We start from the raw sequence: 17888 nt of genomic DNA on the forward strand, positions 1-17888 counted from the left end.
TTTAGAGTTAATACATGTCTTATATAATGTGTATTGTCGAAAACTTTTTGTATAAACCGCTTACTTTTCTACAAAATTGTCGAAAACTTTGATATATTTAGGATAGTTTTCTACATTTTTCTGGGGGAGTTAGAGGTAAGAATAGCTGGTTTCTTATGGCACAAGCATTCTCTAAGAGGTTCTATAGGTCAACAAAATGGATAAAAGCTCGTGAGTTGTGTAAGGCAAGACAGCATGGGTTGTGTGCCGATTGTCAGGAACGAGGACTAGTTACGCCTATTGATGAAGTTCATCACATAAAACCACTTACTCCAGAAAATATTGATAACCCTGCGGTGACAGTTAATCAGGATAACTTGGTTGGACTTTGCAGGGATTGTCATTTTGCAAGACACAAAGCGATGGGCACCTATGGCGCACAAAAAGATGTGCTGCCAGCAAGAGTTTGGTTCGATGAACAAGGACGACCGCAAAGGATGGAGAGTATCAATGGTTAAGCTGGATAATACGCGCAATACAGAACGCTACAAGCTGTTTGCAAAGAACTACGATACAACAGACCCAATTATTGATGACATTTTGGTGGACTACTGCGACATTTGCGAGCTGATGGATAATGAGCGTCGTGTTTTACAGAGTGAGGGGACAACTGTAGAAGGTCTTCATAAGACGGAAACGAGTCCACATTTACATACATTTAATAAGCTTATGAGTCAGAAGAAAGCTGCATTATCTATGCTTAAAATTGCGACTGCCGTTTCTCCTGCTGGCGGGGACGAGCTGGATAGCTTCTTGCAGGGGTAAGTTATGGTTGACACTGAACAACTAACTGGTGCAGAACTTTATATCCAAGGTGTTTTGTCTGGCGAAATTATTACATCTAATAAGGTATACAAGCTTTGCGAGATTATGGACAAGCGCATAAAGCATGGCTACAAACAATGGCGTTATGATCGTGAGAAAGCAACGCATCCCGAAAAGTTTATCGAGCAATTCTGCTATATTCCGAGCGGAAAACTAGGGCAGAAGTTTAAGCTTGAACTTTATCAGAAGTTTATTATTGGGTTGATATTTGGGTTTGTTGGCGCAGATGGTGTTCGCGAGTTTAACGAAGCGCTAATTATCATGGCTCGCAAGTGCGGAAAAACTTCACTGGTGTCTGCTATACAACAGTATATGTTGGTTGCAGATGGCGAAGGCGCACCACAAGTTTATTCTATTGCTACTACGGAAGCGCAGGCTGCGCTGTGCTATGGTGCGGCAGTTAAGATGATGGAGCAGTCGGCAGTACTAAGAAAACGCGAACATACGGGCACAATTCGTGAGCGCAAACAATCTGGTATTTTATGTGACATGAACAAGGGGTATATCACTACGCTTTCTGGTACGCCTAAGTCTTTGGACGGTTTGGATATTCATTGTGCTGTCTGTGACGAGTTGGCGGCATGGACTGACCGCGCGCCGTATGATTTGATTGTCCAGGGCATATCGGCACGAGCACAACCATTGATTCTTGAGATTACTACTGCTGGATTTGTCCGGAACTCTATCTATGATTCTCAATATGAGTATGCAGAAGGCTGGCTAAAAGGTGAAATTGAGAATGATCACTTCTTGCCAATTATTTGGGAACTGGACTCACGTACAGAAGACTGGACAGACGAAAGTTGTTGGATAAAAGCTAACCCTGGATTAGGCACTGTAAAAAAGATTGAGCATTTACGTACAAATGTACAGAAGGCTAAACAAGATCCTTCGTTTTTGCCTACACTGCTTACTAAAGATTTTAATATCCCACAAAATGAAGCCGCCGCATGGCTAACATGGGAAGAATGCGGCAGTGAGGAATGTATCGACTGGAAAGAAGCTAAGTTCGATTACGGCATTGTTGGTTTTGATGCTTCAGACTCTATCGACCTAACCGCTGGAACTATGCTTTGTATGCGCAAAGATGATGATAAAATTTACGCACAGCATATGTACTGGATTCCTAGCGAACAGCTAGAAGCATATGAAAACGGTAATGCTCAACGTGGGCGTGATGGTGTGCCGTATCGCCTGTGGGAAGCTCAAGGATTGTTGCGCGTAGTGCCAGGAAATAACATTCCGAAGTCTGTATTAAATGACTGGATTGTTGAGCTGCGCGACGAAATGGACATTTATACATTTGCAGTCGGGGTTGACCCGTGGCATATGGACGATAGCACCATGCAACAAACAGAGTATCTAGTTGGCAAGTCACGCGTTGAGCGCGTTCGACAGGGCGCGCAAACATTATCTGACCCAATGAAACGGCTGCGTGCTGAGTATAAAAGTGGGCGCATTGTAGATAACAACAATCCCATTCAACGTTGGTGCAGAATGAATGTTGCTATTAAGCGCGATGTAAACGACAATATCCAGCCTGTAAAGAAAGGCTTAGTCCCTGAAAAGCGCATTGATGGTTTTATGTCTGAGCTTATTGCATATGTCGTGTTGCTTAAGCGTGAGGATGAATATAAAAACATAATTAGCTAGTTTTTATTGTATAATTGACAACGACTGACAGCTATTGACGTATAAAAGTGTTATATTGTTAGTGTCGCAAGAGCTGCGTAGCAACAGCGCGACTTTTGTTTAGTACATGGCGCGTCCCGTATGTGGGGCGCGTTTTTTATTAGCGAAAAGTTAGGGTGGTGATATGGGATTACTGGAAAATCTGTTTGGCAATAAAAAGCAACCAACGCAACCAACCAGTGCGTACTTTAAGACGTTTACCGAGTACAACCCTGCTTTTTCTACATTCGATGGCTCAGTTTACGAGGAAAGCATTACGCGTGCTTGCATTCATGCGTTTGCAACTGCGGTGTCAAAGCTAGAACCACACATTGACGGTACAAGTAATGATGCGATTGTGCGAGCTTTTCATACGTGTCCCAATAAAGACACAACGTGGAGTTCGTTTTTGTATCGCGTAGCAACTATTTACGAGGTAGATTGTAGCTGTGCAATTATCCCGAGCTTTGATAAGCGCGGTCAGATTAACGGATTATACCCGCTTAAATTTGACTTATGCGAGCTTGTCGAGTACGGCGGGGAAGTGTGGGCACGCTTTACCTTGCCTACTGGGGACATAGTTTCTATTGAAACCCGTAATGTTTGCATGTTGAGCAAATACCAATATGAATCAGACTATTTTGGTTCATCTAATGCGTTTCGTGGGACTATGCGATTATTGCGAGCGCAAGCGCAAGCGGAAGAAAACGCCATTAAGATTGGTTCAAAGATTTTATTTATTGGTAAACAGTCTGGAATGGTTAAGCCAGAGGACCAAAATAAAAAGCGTGAAGAGTTTGCAGAGGACAACTTTAGAAATAACAACTCTGGACTTCTTTTATATGACCAAACGTTTGATTCCGTTCAGCCAGTAACTCATAAACCATATGTTATCTCTGATAAAGAGATGGAACGTATCGACAATCATGTATTTAACTATTTTGGCTGCACGCAGGATATTTTGCAGAACAAGATTACCGAGGAAACCTGGGATGGATACTATGAGGGCAAGATTGAGCCTTTTGCAATCCAGCTTTCTGACGGCTTAAACAAGATGATTTTTTCTACGCGTGAGCAAATAACTAACCGTATTACTTTTACGGCTAATCGCTTGCAATTCATGAGCGCTGCATCTAAGCGCAACATGGTCCGCGATATGGTGGACCGTGGAATTTTCTCAATGAATGAAGCACGTGAAATTTTGCAATTACCGCCACTTGAGGGCGAGGAAGCCGAGATGGGCAAGAAGCATTGGATACGCGGCGAATATGTAGATATGGCTACTTTGCCTATTCCCGACCCAAAAGATAATCCCGACAAGGATCTTGGCGGAGATGACCAGTTATACAACGATACCGACAACTACGGTACAGACAATAACGGAGAACGATAATATGCCATTCAAAACAGACGGTAGTCGTGAATACCGGTCTTTCTTTGGTAGCTTTTCTACGGTTGGCGATACTGGGTACATCGTAGAAGGTTATGCAACTACATTTGACGAGCCGTACGATTTTGGCGTGTATGGCTGGAAAGAGCGCGTGTTGTGTAGTGCTTTGGATAACGCAGATATGAGCGATGTTATCTTCCAGCTCAATCATGAAGGGCAAACATTAGCGCGCTTGCGCAATAAAACGCTTGAATTAAGTATTGACGAACACGGCTTATATATAAAAGCAGACCTTGGCGGTTCACAAGCTGGACGTGATTTATACGAAGCCATTAAAAACGGACTTATTGACCGCATGAGTTGGGGTTTTGCGATTGGTGAAGATGGCTACCAATATGATTCAGAAAATAAAGTAGCAACCATCACCAATGTTATTAAGGTTTTCGATGTATCCGCGGTGTCTATCCCCGCCGACCAGGATACCGAAATACACGCGCGTTCTTATCTTGACGGAGTGATTGAGAAAGAGCTGTTGGAGCAGCAGCAGCGCGATTTAGCCACAAAGCAGTTAGCAAAACAGCGGCTTGCCTTGAAGGCTAAGGCTTTATCAATCTAACAGAAAGGTAAAAACATGGAGTTTAATCATATGGATGCCCGCGCTTATCGAGCACTGGGCACCAACGCTTACGCACAGCGCCGTGAGCTTATCATTGAGCTTGCAACTAATCTCCCTGAGGACGCTACAGACGAGCAAATGCGTGAGATTGACGCAGAGGTTGAGATTATTCGTTCTGAGGATGCCCGCCGTGAGGGTGTGGCACAGCTGCGCTCCGCTAAGGCTGCAAAAGTATCTAGTGGCGAGGGTCTTGTTATTGATAAGACTGCACAGCGCGGTATCCAGGAGATTGACCGCACCGAGGAAGCTTTGGGGTCTGAGGAATATGAGCGTGCATTTGCTGCTTATATTACCCGCGGCGCAGAGATCCCTAGTGAGTTTGCACAGTATGCACAGCGTAAGGACACTGTAACCACTACTAACGATACAGGCTTGGCAATCCCCACTACTTTGTCTAGCCGCGTAGTGGAAGAGATGCGCGAACACGCCCTTTTGTATCCTTACGTAACGCATGACAATGTCCCTGGTGGTGTTGATTATCCAGTAATTAACTTTAAGCCTACTGCAACATGGATTACGGAAGCTGCTGTTTCTGATGTTCAGGATGCCAAGGCTGAGCGTGTTTCTTTCAAGTATTACGCGCTTGAAGTTCGTACTGCACGCACCGCATTACAGAACTACACCACACTTAAGGCATTTAATGACCGCTATGTTGCTATCGCAGCTGCGGCAATGGGCGATGCTTTGGACTTAGCCATTGCTAACGGCACTGGCTCCGGTCAGCCCTTGGGTATTACTAAGGACCCACGTGTCAAGACTAAGGCAGCCATGAAGGCAGCCGATATGACCAAGTGGGATACTTGGCACAAGAACTTTAAGGCTAAGATTAAGCCTGCTTACTCTAACGGCGTTATCATCATGAACAACGCAACGTTTGAACAGTATGTTAACGGCATGGTTGACACTAACGGCAACCCAATTTGCCACACTACTTATGGCGTAAATGGTCAAGAGATCAAGCGCTTCCTTGGTAAGACTGTAATCCCTGTTGGCGATGAAATTCTAAAGGACTTTGACGCTGCTGCTAATACTGAGGTATTTGCAATTTATGCAAACCTTAAGGATTACATGATTAACTCCAACCTTCAGTTGCGTGCTGATAATTGGGAGGACAAGGATACTAATCGCTTTAAGACCCGTCATTTGCTTATTGCAGATGGTAAGCCGCTGGATACCACTGGCATGATTCTGCTTACCAAGAGTGCTGGCTAATCATGATTGAAGAAAAACCTATTCATGTGCTTGTTGTCGCGCCATTTATTGACATAGTAACTGGTGATTACCGCTATGCAGGTGACGAGATAGACGTTACTAGAGAGCGCATGGAACAGATTAATAATGCTGGGCACGGAAAACTGGTTGTTGCTTATAACGACAAGTCATACACAAAGTTTAAACGTGCTAATAGCTAGAAATATTGGAAGGACACACAATGGCTTTGCTTGACGAGGTCAGGAGCGCAGTTCGTGTATCTGATGGATACTATGACCCTGAACTTAAAACGCTAATTGATGCTGCATTGTTTGACATGCAAAACAAAGGCGTTCTTAAAGAGTTTATTGGGGACGATGAAAACAGCTACCCTGCAATTGTTAAGCAAGCTATTGTGTTGTTCGCTAAAGCTAACTTTGGCTTAGACAACGACGAAGCAGACCGCTTTATGAGGACGTACAACGTTATTGTTTGTTCGCTGCTTAATGGTACAGGCGGGATTGCAGGAGTTGGTAAATAATGGCTGGCTGGCGAGATACGATAGCCTTTGTTGTTCAGCCAAGCTCCAATACGCCACTCCAGGACGATGAAGGTAACTTTATCAGACCAGACGCAAGCGATGAAAAAAACCTACGTCGTGTCCCATGCAATAGATTCACTATTTCTGGGGCGGCATGGACAGCTGCGCTAACAACTGGACTCAGAGCAGACGCAAAGGTGCAACTACACTCAAGTGACTATCACGGTGAAACAGAAGCGATCTTTGGCGGAGTAAAGATGGATATTGTCCGTGTCTCTGATAACGGCGAGTTCGTCACACTCACGCTAGGGCGGATGATCCGCAATGAGCAGTAAAGAATGTGGCGCAGATGATTTTGCTTTTGCTTTGGGAGCAATCCTAAACGGCGTAGAGCAGCGTGTGGTTGATCACGTATTACCAGACGCTTTGAAGGCTGGCTCAAAGGTAGCTGCGAAAGAGTGGCGCAAAGGTGCGAAAAGTTTATTTAGAACCAACCGCCACTCACGCATTAACTATCGAAAGTCAATTAAAACAGACTTAAAGCTATTAGGGCGTGGGCAGCTAGAAGTAGTTGTTCATTCAGGAAAACCTGGACTTCCGCATTTGCTAGAGCATGGACATGCGACACCTGCACGTACTAAGCACGTAGCCGGGCGAACGCATATCAAAGCGGCAGCTGAAAACGGCAAAAAAGAGGTAATGAAGGTAATAAAACAACACTTAGATAGGGGGTTGATGGATTAGTGAATAATCGAACACGTGTTTATCAGGCGCTTAAGAAAACTGGACTTCCAGTTGCGCAGACACGATACGGGGATTATATATCCGGTGCAGATACTACGACACCAAATAATCCATTGCCTAACCTACCTTTTATCACTTTTCACCATTCGGGGGAAACAATTTTATTTGCTGATGGGAAGCGTTACGCAGTATTAGAAAAATTTATTGTTTCGCTCTGGCTGGATAAACGTCGTGATGAAGTCGAAGAAAAAGTCGAAGAAGCGATTACTAAGAATTTTGGAACATTTGAGCGTGACTTTGATTATGACGATAACGGACGAGCTTACGTCATTGATTACGAGTTCACGATACACCCAGACGAAGGGACAAAATAAATGGCAGAAGATAAAAACGCTGGTGTACGTTTTGGTGTAAAAAACGTTTACTATGCAATTTACAAAGAGGACACAGGCGTTTACGATACTCCCAAGCCTATTCCTGGTGCGATCAAGCTTACTCTTACACCAGAGGGTAGTGAGTCTACGTTTTATGCAGATGATGTAGCCTATGCGTCTTTCTCTACCAATGGTGGTTATTCCGTTGAACTAGAAGATGCTTATATTACTGACGAGATGCGTCGCGACATTTTGGGCGAGGTTCAGGACAAAAACAAGGTTCAGATTGAGGTTGCAGACGCAAAGCCTAACACAATTGCTTTGATGTGGGAGTTTAGTGGTTCTAAGATCGCTAAGCGTGGCTTGCTTTATAAGGTTACCTTCTCCCGCGCAACTGAGGAAGGCAATACTAAGACTGATTCCACCACCCCCGATACCAATACCATGAGCGGCAAAGCAATTACCACCAAGCAGACAATTTCGTCTGTAAAGCGTGACGTTGTTAAAGCATCTGTTACGGATGAAACTGCAACTAAGGCTATTTTTGGTAAGTGGTTCGAGAAGGTTTACCTCCCTGATAGTAATGCAGCTTAAGTTTTAATAGTTTAGCTTTATTCCCCTAGTGGCTATTACTTAGCTACTAGGGGATTTTTCGTATACGCATATGTGCCTATCCATTGGCACCTCTCCTCTTGCATGTCGTCTTTTCCCCTCCTTTCAACGATGTTGTACTCCTTATTGGCTGGTGGATAGGTGCATACGTGTGTACGGATGTGATTTGGAAGAGGAGAAATATGAGCAAGATTGTATTTGACGAGTCAGGCGAGCATGAAGCTTACTGCACCGCCTGGACATTAGTTATTTATGAGCAGCAATTCCATGCGGATATGATTCAAGACGTATTTGGGCGTATTGACATGTCGAAGTCTAGGTACGAGCTGGATTCAAAAGGCGAAGTATTGACCGTTGATTATACCAACGAGAACTGGACAAAGAATATCCAGGCACTCTGGGCAATGTTACGCACTGCATCTGAGATTGGCTTTATGGATGGCGATGTTGCCGCCAATAAACGTATTCCAAGTTATGACGACTGGATTAAAACAGTTAAGGCGGTGGACTCTGACGGAATTGCAAGTTTTGTAATTACCGAAATGCAGAGCGGCTTTTTTCGACCCGCTGCAACTGACAGCGGAACAACCAGTACAAAAGATAGTGGACAAGAGCAAGCGTAATCATCCATATACAGACGTTGTTATAACTGCGCTGGAATGTGGGCTATCGTTACGTGAAATTATGCGCAGTAGCTACGCAACAATATTTAACTTGCTCATTGCCTACTCTGACCGTAATTCGCGTGCAATGGAGAACAGCAACAAGCCAAAACGGACCATACGCGAAGCGACCCAAGATGACATTGATAATTTTTAACAGGAGTATTTATGGCTGATGATGTTAAAGGTTTAAGTATTAAGTTTGGTGGCGATGCAAGCGAGCTTAAGAAAGCTTTAGTATCTGTAAATCAAGCTGCACGACAAACCCAATCACAGCTAAGAGCAGTCGGCAGGTCGCTAAAGATTAGCCCACAGAATACTGGTCTTATCAATCGTCAGCTTAAAGAGTTATCAAAAGAAGCAGAAAACACTGCCCTAAAAATGAGCAAGACAAAGGCAAGTATTAAAAAGCTGGGTAGTGAACGCATAGCCTTTTTTGATTCTAACAAGTCTAAAGAGGTAGTCACCACTATAGATGAGCTGGCTAAAAAGACTAAGAATGCTGGGCTTGAAGCGGCACAAGCAAAACAGCGCTATGTCGAAATAAACAAAGAGCTTGAGCGCATGTATGCCGCTAATAATCAAAAAGGCAAGCCAAAACTACAAACGCTAAGCAATAAAGAACTTGCATCTAAGAGCACTACATCTTGGCTTGGTGAAGAAAAAGCTGCTGAAATTTTGCGCCTACGTGAAGCATGGAAACAGGCGACAAGTGAAGCTGCTGCGTATGACAAAGTAGTACAACTTGAAAATATGCGTGCCAGTCTACAAGACGCAAACTTTAAGCTGCGCAGCTTAAACACCGAAATGCTAAAGCTTGATGGACGGTCTAGTTTTGCTAAACAATCAAGAGACGTACAGAAGCTTGATAGTTCAATTGCACAATGTGATACTCGACTTGCCCAACTTAAGCAAAATGGCGAGAAGTTGGACCGTGCGCTTAAGCTTGATCCAAATAACATTCAGCTTGTTTCGCTTAAGGTACGTAATTTACAAGAGCAAGAAGAAGCAGCTAAAAATAAAGCAGAACTTCTCAAGCAAAAGTTGGACTCTTACAAAAATACTGATGCTTTTAGTAAGGTTAAAAATAGTCAAAAAGACTGGACAGCAGAAGTCCAACGCACAGAACAAGCTTATACTAATGCAAAGCAAAAACTGGAAAGCGCTAAAGGCACAATTGCCGAAATTAAAGAAAAGATTCGCACTCTTAATGTTAGAGACGGCGGCAAAGGCACGTCATCATTAGAGAATGATCTTAAAAAAGCAGAGCAGAACGCCAAGACACTTGATGTCGCGATGAAAAAAGCATTCAAGGACATGGATACTGCCCACGCGTGTTCTGAGATTAAACAGGTCCAAACTGAGCTTGTAGAGACAAAGGCGCAGGCACAAGGTGCTGCCAATGAACTTACCCGTCTTTCGAGCCGGCATGGTGCATCATTTGATGCTTTAGCGCGAGTCGGTGGTATTTTATCTTCTACAATAACGCCTGTTGTCGCTGCCGCTGGATATGCGTCTGTTAGTGCTGCACAAGAAATTGACGCGTCATTCCGCAATATGAAAAAGACGGTCAATGGCACACCAGAGCAATTTGAAGCATTGCGCAAGGCTGCTGTTGATTTTTCGACTACACATGTAACTAGTGCATCTCAGATTTTAGAAATTGAAGCACTGGGCGGACAACTTGGTGTGGCAGCAGATAAGTTAGGCGCATTTGCCGAAGTTACGTCTAACCTTGATATTGCTACCAACCTTAACGCAGAAGAAATCGCAACAAGCCTAGGTCAGCTATCTAATATCATGGGCGATTTAACACATGACAATCTACCTCGATTCGGTGACGCATTAGTCCGCCTGGGCAACAACATGCCTACGCAAGAATCTAATATCCTAGAGGTCACTAATCGCATTGCATCTGCTGGACAGATTTTTGGTTTTACTACGCCGCAGGTATTGGCTTGGGCAACTGCAATCGCTGCGACTGGACAAAACTCAGAAGCAGCTGGTACAGCAATGAGTAAGACATTCTCTACGCTACAAGGCATTGTTGACGGGACGGTAACACACGCTGGTGCAAAGATGGATTTGCTGGCAAAGACAATGCATATGAGCGCAGACGAGTTCGCAGAAGCATGGAGCACTAAACCATCTGAAACCTTGCAAAAGTTTATTGAAAGTTTAAAGGGTGTTAAAGATAATGGTGAGTCAGTAGACGCGGTGTTGGCTGGGCTAGGCATTAATTCTGTTCGCCAAAAACAGGCTATTGAAGGCTTGTTGAATACAACCGACGTTCTAAATGATTCACTTACTATTTCCCAGGATGCATGGAATGGCGTTAGTGATAAATGGGGTGCAGCTGGGGATGCTGCACGAGAAGCAGCACAAAAGTCAGAGGGTTTTTCTGGTGCATTAGAAAAAATCAAAAATGTTGCTAAGGCTGCTGGAGATTCACTAGGGCAATCATTTGCGCCTATTTTATCTAAGACTGCTGATGTAGCAAAAGACGTGTTTAAGGGCTTTGATGGGTTAAGTTCTGGAACAAAGACTAGCATAACTGGCATTGCCGTATTTATGGGGTTGCTTGGTCCAGCTCTTAAACTTCTTGGCGGCTTTGGTTTAGGTGCTGTTGAAGCTGGTAAATACCTTGGTGGATTTGGCAATGTATTTTCGCAGGTGCTAAAAGATAGTAAAACCTTTAATGGTGCGCTCGAAAGCGTGCAGCAGGGGTTAGACGCTGTCGAAGGAAATACAGTTAGCCTAACAGGCGCAATGGCTACGCTTAAAACAGCCGGTATTGCCGTACTTATTGTTGGCTTAGTAGCCTTGGCAAAAGGAATATACGACTGCTGGAAGCGCCAAAAAGACTTTGAAGATTCTCTTAACGCAGTTCGTGACGCTACAACAAGAGCTGTAAATCTCAATCAATATCGCGATGGGATAGCAGGAGCTGGACAAGTAGCTAAGTTGTCTGCTAAGAGCTTTGAGGAATTTACCGAGTCAATCAAAAACCACGCTAAAGCGATGGACGAGAACGCTAAACAAGCAGAATCAGAGATTGGCAAGCTTAATTCAGTACAGGGGATTCTTAAAGATAGTATTGGCAAAACTGACCTTAACGCCGAAGCGCAAGGCAGGCTAACTTGGGCAATTAAGGAATTTAACGAAGCGACAGGCGAGTCCATTACCGCACAAGACGTAATGAATGGTAAGTACACCGATGCCAACGGACAGGTCCAGGATTTGTCTGCTCATATTGACGAGCTAATCAAGAAGAAAAAAGAAGAAGCGCGTATTAATGCTTTAACTAAGAATCTTGAGGAAGCTTATTCAACGCAAGCAGAAGCGCAAAACCAATATGCAGCTGAACAGCAAGCTTGGAAAGACGCTTACGAAAGAAATAAAAAGTATTATGCGGAGCATAGCTCAGAGATAAAAAAGACTGGTGATAAAAGGACAGCAGAAGAATATGCTAAGGGACTTGCTGATGGTGCACATAAAGACAAGATTGATGAGTATAAAAAATCAATCGAGGAAGCCACTCTTTCAGTAGAACGACATGAAAACGCACTAGGTGAAGCTGGCAAAACACTAACAAGCGTAGCTGCTGGCTATGAAACCTTAGCGCAAAAACTAAGCGTTGCAACCAAAGGCATGTTTGAAGCGTCTTTACAGCCCGGTGTTGGTATTGCCGACTTATCACAAAAATTGTCCGAAGCTGGAATTAGCGTTGAGGATTTTGCCCAGCTTACGTCTGAGCAGCTAACAAGCATTGCTGAGAATTGGGATGGTAGTACTGCAAGTTTGCTAGAAAACTTAATGAAGCAGTCTGATGGTTTCAAAGAAAATAAAGAGAACATCATCAATGCGCTTGCTGAACAAGCTGCTAAGTGTGAGGAGTTCGCACAGATTGAAGTAGGCGATAAGCATTACTCAATTTCAGACGACGGAACTATTTACGGCAACATTAAAGACTTGCAGAACTTAGCTCAGTTCACCATTGCAGGCAAAAACTACTGGGTAACTGACGATGGAACTGTTTTTAATGAAATGGGCAAGCTTGGCAACGTTAATGATTTTAAGGTTGGCGACAAACATTACAAAGTAACTGATGACGGCAGCGTCCAGGAAACTACAAACGGCGTCAAAGACCTTGGAATTAAGATTGCTTCAATCCCAAGCAGCAAGACCACTACGTTTGATGGAAACACTAAACCATTGATGGATAAGATTAATAGCGCACGAAACGCACTAGATAGGGTTGGGCAGACAGTAGTAAGTGTATTGAGTGGTATTCCACACGCAGCTGGTGGCATTTTGCGCCAACACGCAAGTGGCGCGTTTATTGCATCACGTAATTCCATGCGCCTGCATGCAGATGGGTTTATCGCTAACCAGCCGACCATGATTACACCAAAAGATGTAGTTGGGGAAGCTGGAGCAGAAGCCATTATCCCGCTTACCAACAAAAAGTATGTATCGCCATTTGCAGGAACAGTAGCAGAAGAAATGCTTAAGCGCATTGGAGGAAGTGGGCAACAAGCAGATCCAGCTTTGCTCGCTTCTGTAGTTGCCCGCTCCATACGCAATGAATTAGAAGGCTTTGAATTAGTAGTAAATAACCGAGAGTTAGGGCGTTTTGTAAGGAGTAGTTTATGAGGTTTGACCTAAAATACAAAGCGTCTACAGGCGAAGTATTCGAGCTTGATAGTGGCGACTTACACACGCAAAAGGCTATTGACTTAAGGGTTGGCGCCTGGGATATCGACCTGGGCGCCCATTCTTTATTAAATGCCCAACGTTTAGCGAAGACGGTTAAAACAGACTTTGTCACGCGTAACCGAGAACTAATGGAGCAATTCAGAATCGTATGCGATAGAGACGTGCGTGAAAAAACTTGCGGCGAACTTATCGCTTGCGGTGATTGGAAACAGCGAGCCTATATTACAGGGTTTGATACTTCAAAAGTTGATGGTGACTACGTTGAGGGCAAGCTTACTGTAGTCTTGCTTGATGGTGTATGGCGTAAAACTAAGGTTCACGAGCTGTTAAGCCGCTCAGGTGACCAAACAAGTGAATATGGATTAAATTACCCTCATGATTACCCATTTGATTTTGCCTACACGCAGATAGGCACTAATATTACTTTTGGCACAGACGCTTTAGTACGTATTACATTTTGGGGTGCGTGCAAAAACCCATACATCCAAATTGGGACGAACATTTACGCAGTAGAAAACGTGGATGTCCCATCAGGCGCCCGACTAGTGGTTGACCCAACGCGCATAGGTGAAATTGGGCATTCTATTGAGCTTATTGGTGAATTTGGGCAAAGCGAAAACAAATTTGCTAACCGTAGGCGGGGCGCTAAAGGCAGCGGGAGCTATATTTTTGAGCGTGTGCCCCGTGGACCGCAAACAATCGCCTGGGGGCAAAGCTATGGAGTAACGCTTGAAGAAATACAAGAGAGGAGTGAGCCGCCTTGGAGCTTATAGTAACCAATAAAAAGCTAGAAGATGTTGGGATATTTGATGCCACAGGCGACTTTGCTTATGGCAACGATGAAAACGACTTCTCTTTAAAATGGCAGTATGGAACGACCCCTCCCGAAATAGGAGGGGTTATTTATTGTGAGAACAGCGATATTGGCGGCGTTATCCGTGGCTATGATGTCAAGAATAGGCAGCTAACAGTTGTTGGGGATAGTTGGACTGGCATTTTAGCCAAACGCGTAGTTGCGCCTAAGATTGGACAAGACTACCGTGTTGTTAATGGTGAGCTAAATAAGGTTGCCCAGGAGTTATGTGACGGGTGCGGTTTAGGTGGCTTTGTAATCACCGGACAATTTAACAGTGGAATTGAAGTTAACCATACATTCAAAGGCGTAAATAAAGACGAAGCACAAAAAGACACTGGGCGTTATATGAGCCTGTGGGCGGCGTTTTGGCAACTTTGCGTTGAATATAACGCGAAAGTTCGCGCTACATGGACTGGTAATCCAGTGCGCCTACACCTTGACTTTATGAAAGCAATTGACTACTCAAATAGCGAAGAACTACCAACAGATGCCTTTAGAGTGGATATTAAAACTGAGCGACCAACCAATCATTTGTGTTGCTTGGGCAAAGGTGAGTTGCATAACCGACATGTAATTGACTTATATATGGATGAAAACGGGAACATTTCCAGGCAACAAAGCATTTTTGGGTTGGATGAAGTTGTAGAGCTTTACGACTATTCCAGTACTGAAAATCTAGAAGCAGACGGCAAGAAGAAGCTAAAAGAGCTTTGGGAAAAGTCTAAAAACATAGAGGTTGATATACCAGATGACTCTGATCTGGTATTCGATTTAGGGGATAGAGTGGGCGGCGTTGACTTGTCAACAGGGATAACCGCCCATGCTGTTATTACAAAAAAGATTGTCAAAGTGCCCGAAGGCACAATCTCTTACGAAACGGTGGTGAGGTAATGAGCAAGCACACAGGTTATTCCTTGTGGATGTGTGATGTACAGGGATGCAAGAGCGAAGAATATATCAAAGATGACCAAAAAGTCGAGCTGTTCCAAACGCGCACATACACTGATAAAAACGGGTTTGAGCGTGAAGTTATCTTGTGTCGCCACCACGCACAGTTATTTGATATAGCACATGAAAACTTTCTCATTGCAGTACAAAACTTAATGAGTGGTAAGAAAGAGAAGGTTGATTAATGACAGTTGAATTAGTCACAGGTGCCGCAAGGTCAGCTCATGTGTCTTCTGATGATGTGGCAAATTTATTCGCTGGGCTTGCTGGGCGAGACGCATATGTGATGGGCAACAGTCTGCCTAAGCTTACGTTTCAAGGAGCAAATAGACTACAAATACCTGCATGTGGACTTTTAGTTAATGGTAGATTTGTCCGCTTAACTGGCAGTACACAAGTATCCATACAGTCTGGCTCACAATCTGCAAAGCGGCGTGATTTAATATGCGTGCGTTATATCGCAGACCATAGCTCTAATACCGAAACAGCAGAACTCAAGGTAGTAGCCGGCAATTCTGTATCTAAGAGTCAAAACTTATCTGACCCTAATGTCCCGCTAAAGGGCAATATTTTAGACGGTGCACCTGATGTATATGTACCAATTATCAAGGTTGAACTTGATGGACTAACACCAAGTGCCGAGTGGATCATTGGCAATATTGCTAGTCCACAGCCTGCCCGCCTGTTTAGTGGAACTTACGAAAGCACAAAAAGCGCTCAGATTACTCTTTCCGATATTGTAACCAATTACACCCGCCTTGATGTGGTCTATCAAACCTCAGGCGGAGACGTGGGCACAACTACGCTTTATAACCCGCGTGGGGGGATGAAATTCTCCATTGTGGCAATGGAGCCTTCAAACAATATGGTCTTTATCAAAAATAAATGCTTTGAAATACAAAGCAACTCCAAAACCATTAATGCCGCACGTCCCAATGATTCCACTTCTGCATGGTGGGCTAAAGAGCACAGATTCCAGCCAACTGACAATGCAGGTATTTACACCTCTCACGCAAATGTGATTGGCATTATTGCTGTATACGGCTACAAGATTTAGGAGGTGTCTATGAATGATTGGCAGCCACTCTTAAGCCTGGCGGTACCAGTAATTACTTTGGTGCTCTTTGCGCGCACGATGCTACAAGACCGCGAAGAGGCAGCACGTAGCTTTGAAGCTTTGACGGTAAGCCTTGACCAGCTTAAGTCAATGGTTGAAAAGCTTGAAGCCAAAGTAGACGGAATTACCGAGAGACTAAACGCCCATACGGTTGATTTATCGCGTATGGAATTGCGCGTTACTGCACTTGAAAGCCGTATGGGTGAGCTTGAGAGTAAGTGCGGGACACACACAGACCTATTAGCAAACATTAAGACAAAGGAGTAAGCATGAGTATTAAAAAGTGGGCAATCGCCGCAGGTATACGTGCACTAAAGACATTTGCGCAGGTATCCGTATCTTTGATTGGCACTGGTGCTGTTGGTTTTACTGACCTAGATTGGGTGCAGATTGCATCCGTAGCAGGTGTAGCAGCAGTGACCTCCATCCTCACTAGCATTGCAGGACTTCCCGAGGTCGAGCAGGGCACTAGCCCATTGGCAAAGAGTGAGCACTAATGGCTTGGTATCCTTGGAAAGCCATTTGGGCAAGCTCGCGCACCTATACACGCGGGCGCGGTGGTAAAAAGCCTGAATACATCTTTATTCATTACACGTCCTCACAAGCAAGTGCGCGTAATAATTGCCTGTACTTTAGCGGCGGCAATCGTGGTGCATCTGCGCATCTCTTCATTGATGGTAACGGGACGATTTACCAGTCAGTGCCATTAGACGACACCGCCTGGGCAGTGGGCAATTTCGATCTTAATCAACGCTCAATCTCTATTGAGGTAGTAAGTGATGGGCGAGATTTTAGCGATGCGGAAATCGCCGAGCTTATCTATCTTGTGCGCTACTTGATGGATAAATACGGTATCCCAGCAAGCCGTGTACTGCGCCACTATGACGCTGCAAGTGTAGCAAGCGTGGGCAAAACAGCTGACCCTTGGAAGCATTGTCCCGCGCCTTATATCAACAATGCAAAATGGAACGCTTTATGGAAGCAAATTACTACAGGAGATGATGACGAAGTGACTAGTGCAGATATTGAAGCTATTGCAACTCGTACGATGGAAAAGATTTGGGGATATTGCTGGGCAGGAAGTGCTAAGGATAAGGCACGTGGCAATGTGTATGACCGCCTGGCATTTATCTTTGATGCCTTGCAATTCAAAGGCTGGGATTATAAAAATGCAAGTGCAGGCGACACAATCGACATGCATCAGATGCTTGTAGAGTGCCACCAGATGCTACTTGAGCAGTCCAAGCGCATTGATGCTTTGGAGAAAAAGAAGTAATGGAGGACTGGAAGCTTACAGTGTGGAGCACACTATCTGATAATCCAGGTTTTCAATACTCAAAGATACGTACCGAGCACTTCGCATCCCGTAAAGGCGTTGAACGATTTATCAAAGACCATTATCTAGCCGTAAAGGTTACGTGGTTTGATGAAGAAAAGCGGTGTAGCGTCATTGTAAAGGGGTAGTATGTACATAGAGCTGGGGACACCTCTCCATGATGTGCAAATCCCCCGCGTACTTACTC

The 17888-nt window shown here is 44.3% G+C and carries 21 protein-coding genes; all 21 read left to right on the forward strand.

What is annotated here, in order from left to right; translation table 11 throughout:
* Positions 1 to 155: 155 nt before the first annotated feature.
* The 21 genes from G469_RS08305 (at position 156) to G469_RS08900 (ending at position 17641) form a co-directional block, all read left to right on the forward strand.
* A complete protein-coding gene (locus G469_RS08305) occupies positions 156 to 497 on the forward strand; it encodes an HNH endonuclease (RefSeq protein WP_051353750.1) in 342 nt (113 codons plus the stop codon).
* Positions 490 to 804 (forward strand): hypothetical protein, encoded by a 315-nt coding sequence (locus tag G469_RS0103905; RefSeq protein ID WP_028263932.1) that lies wholly within the window; start codon positions 490 to 492, stop codon positions 802 to 804. Before G469_RS08305 ends, G469_RS0103905 begins: the two co-directional genes overlap by 8 nt.
* Positions 805 to 807: 3 nt before the next feature.
* Complete coding sequence (locus G469_RS0103910; RefSeq protein ID WP_035425381.1) at positions 808 to 2517, forward strand: terminase large subunit; 1710 nt, start codon at positions 808 to 810, stop codon at positions 2515 to 2517.
* A 163-nt stretch (positions 2518 to 2680) separates the two neighbouring features.
* A complete protein-coding gene (locus G469_RS08310; protein ID WP_051353751.1) occupies positions 2681 to 3928 on the forward strand; it encodes a phage portal protein in 1248 nt (415 codons plus the stop codon).
* Position 3929: 1 nt separating this feature from the next.
* Positions 3930 to 4541, forward strand: coding sequence for an HK97 family phage prohead protease (locus G469_RS0103920; RefSeq protein ID WP_028263934.1), 612 nt, complete (start codon positions 3930 to 3932; stop codon positions 4539 to 4541).
* A 15-nt stretch (positions 4542 to 4556) separates the two neighbouring features.
* Complete coding sequence (locus tag G469_RS0103925) at positions 4557 to 5813, forward strand: phage major capsid protein (protein WP_035425382.1); 1257 nt, start codon at positions 4557 to 4559, stop codon at positions 5811 to 5813.
* A 2-nt stretch (positions 5814 to 5815) separates the two neighbouring features.
* Entirely contained in the window at positions 5816 to 6013 is a 198-nt protein-coding gene (locus tag G469_RS0103930; RefSeq protein WP_028263936.1) for a hypothetical protein, read from the forward strand.
* Positions 6014 to 6033: 20 nt separating this feature from the next.
* Complete coding sequence (locus G469_RS0103935; protein WP_028263937.1) at positions 6034 to 6333, forward strand: phage head-tail connector protein; 300 nt, start codon at positions 6034 to 6036, stop codon at positions 6331 to 6333.
* Positions 6333 to 6668, forward strand: a complete 336-nt coding sequence (locus G469_RS0103940) for a hypothetical protein (protein WP_028263938.1) — start codon at positions 6333 to 6335, stop codon at positions 6666 to 6668. The genes G469_RS0103935 and G469_RS0103940 overlap by 1 nt, the downstream gene beginning before the upstream one ends.
* The gene (locus tag G469_RS08315; protein WP_035425383.1) at positions 6658 to 7077 is read left to right on the forward strand and encodes a hypothetical protein; all 420 of its coding nucleotides are present in this window, start codon (positions 6658 to 6660) and stop codon (positions 7075 to 7077) included. The genes G469_RS0103940 and G469_RS08315 overlap by 11 nt, the downstream gene beginning before the upstream one ends.
* Positions 7077 to 7451, forward strand: coding sequence for a hypothetical protein (locus G469_RS0103950; protein ID WP_028263939.1), 375 nt, complete (start codon positions 7077 to 7079; stop codon positions 7449 to 7451). The genes G469_RS08315 and G469_RS0103950 overlap by 1 nt, the downstream gene beginning before the upstream one ends.
* A complete protein-coding gene (locus G469_RS0103955; RefSeq protein ID WP_028263940.1) occupies positions 7452 to 8045 on the forward strand; it encodes a major tail protein in 594 nt (197 codons plus the stop codon).
* Between the two features lie 200 nt (positions 8046 to 8245).
* Positions 8246 to 8686: a hypothetical protein gene (locus G469_RS0103960; protein ID WP_028263941.1), complete on the forward strand. Its 441-nt coding sequence runs from the start codon at positions 8246 to 8248 to the stop codon at positions 8684 to 8686.
* Positions 8687 to 8893: 207 nt separating this feature from the next.
* Complete coding sequence (locus G469_RS0103965) at positions 8894 to 13381, forward strand: phage tail tape measure protein (protein WP_028263942.1); 4488 nt, start codon at positions 8894 to 8896, stop codon at positions 13379 to 13381.
* The gene (locus G469_RS0103970; RefSeq protein WP_028263943.1) at positions 13378 to 14217 is read left to right on the forward strand and encodes a hypothetical protein; all 840 of its coding nucleotides are present in this window, start codon (positions 13378 to 13380) and stop codon (positions 14215 to 14217) included. Before G469_RS0103965 ends, G469_RS0103970 begins: the two co-directional genes overlap by 4 nt.
* Positions 14205 to 15191, forward strand: a complete 987-nt coding sequence (locus G469_RS0103975; protein WP_028263944.1) for a Gp37-like protein — start codon at positions 14205 to 14207, stop codon at positions 15189 to 15191. The genes G469_RS0103970 and G469_RS0103975 overlap by 13 nt, the downstream gene beginning before the upstream one ends.
* Entirely contained in the window at positions 15191 to 15433 is a 243-nt protein-coding gene (locus G469_RS0103980) for a hypothetical protein (protein WP_028263945.1), read from the forward strand. The genes G469_RS0103975 and G469_RS0103980 overlap by 1 nt, the downstream gene beginning before the upstream one ends.
* Positions 15433 to 16305, forward strand: coding sequence for a hypothetical protein (locus G469_RS0103985; RefSeq protein WP_028263946.1), 873 nt, complete (start codon positions 15433 to 15435; stop codon positions 16303 to 16305). The genes G469_RS0103980 and G469_RS0103985 overlap by 1 nt, the downstream gene beginning before the upstream one ends.
* Positions 16306 to 16314: 9 nt before the next feature.
* Positions 16315 to 16632 (forward strand): hypothetical protein, encoded by a 318-nt coding sequence (locus G469_RS0103990; RefSeq protein WP_028263947.1) that lies wholly within the window; start codon positions 16315 to 16317, stop codon positions 16630 to 16632.
* Between the two features lie 2 nt (positions 16633 to 16634).
* On the forward strand, positions 16635 to 16862 hold the full coding sequence (locus G469_RS08320) for a holin (RefSeq protein ID WP_035425384.1): 228 nt from the start codon (positions 16635 to 16637) through the stop codon (positions 16860 to 16862).
* Positions 16862 to 17641, forward strand: coding sequence for a peptidoglycan recognition protein family protein (locus G469_RS08900; RefSeq protein ID WP_051353752.1), 780 nt, complete (start codon positions 16862 to 16864; stop codon positions 17639 to 17641). The genes G469_RS08320 and G469_RS08900 overlap by 1 nt, the downstream gene beginning before the upstream one ends.
* The last annotated feature ends 247 nt before the right edge of the window (positions 17642 to 17888 follow it).

This window comes from Atopobium fossor DSM 15642, from assembly GCF_000483125.1.
GTDB lineage: Bacteria > Actinomycetota > Coriobacteriia > Coriobacteriales > Atopobiaceae > Atopobium > Atopobium fossor.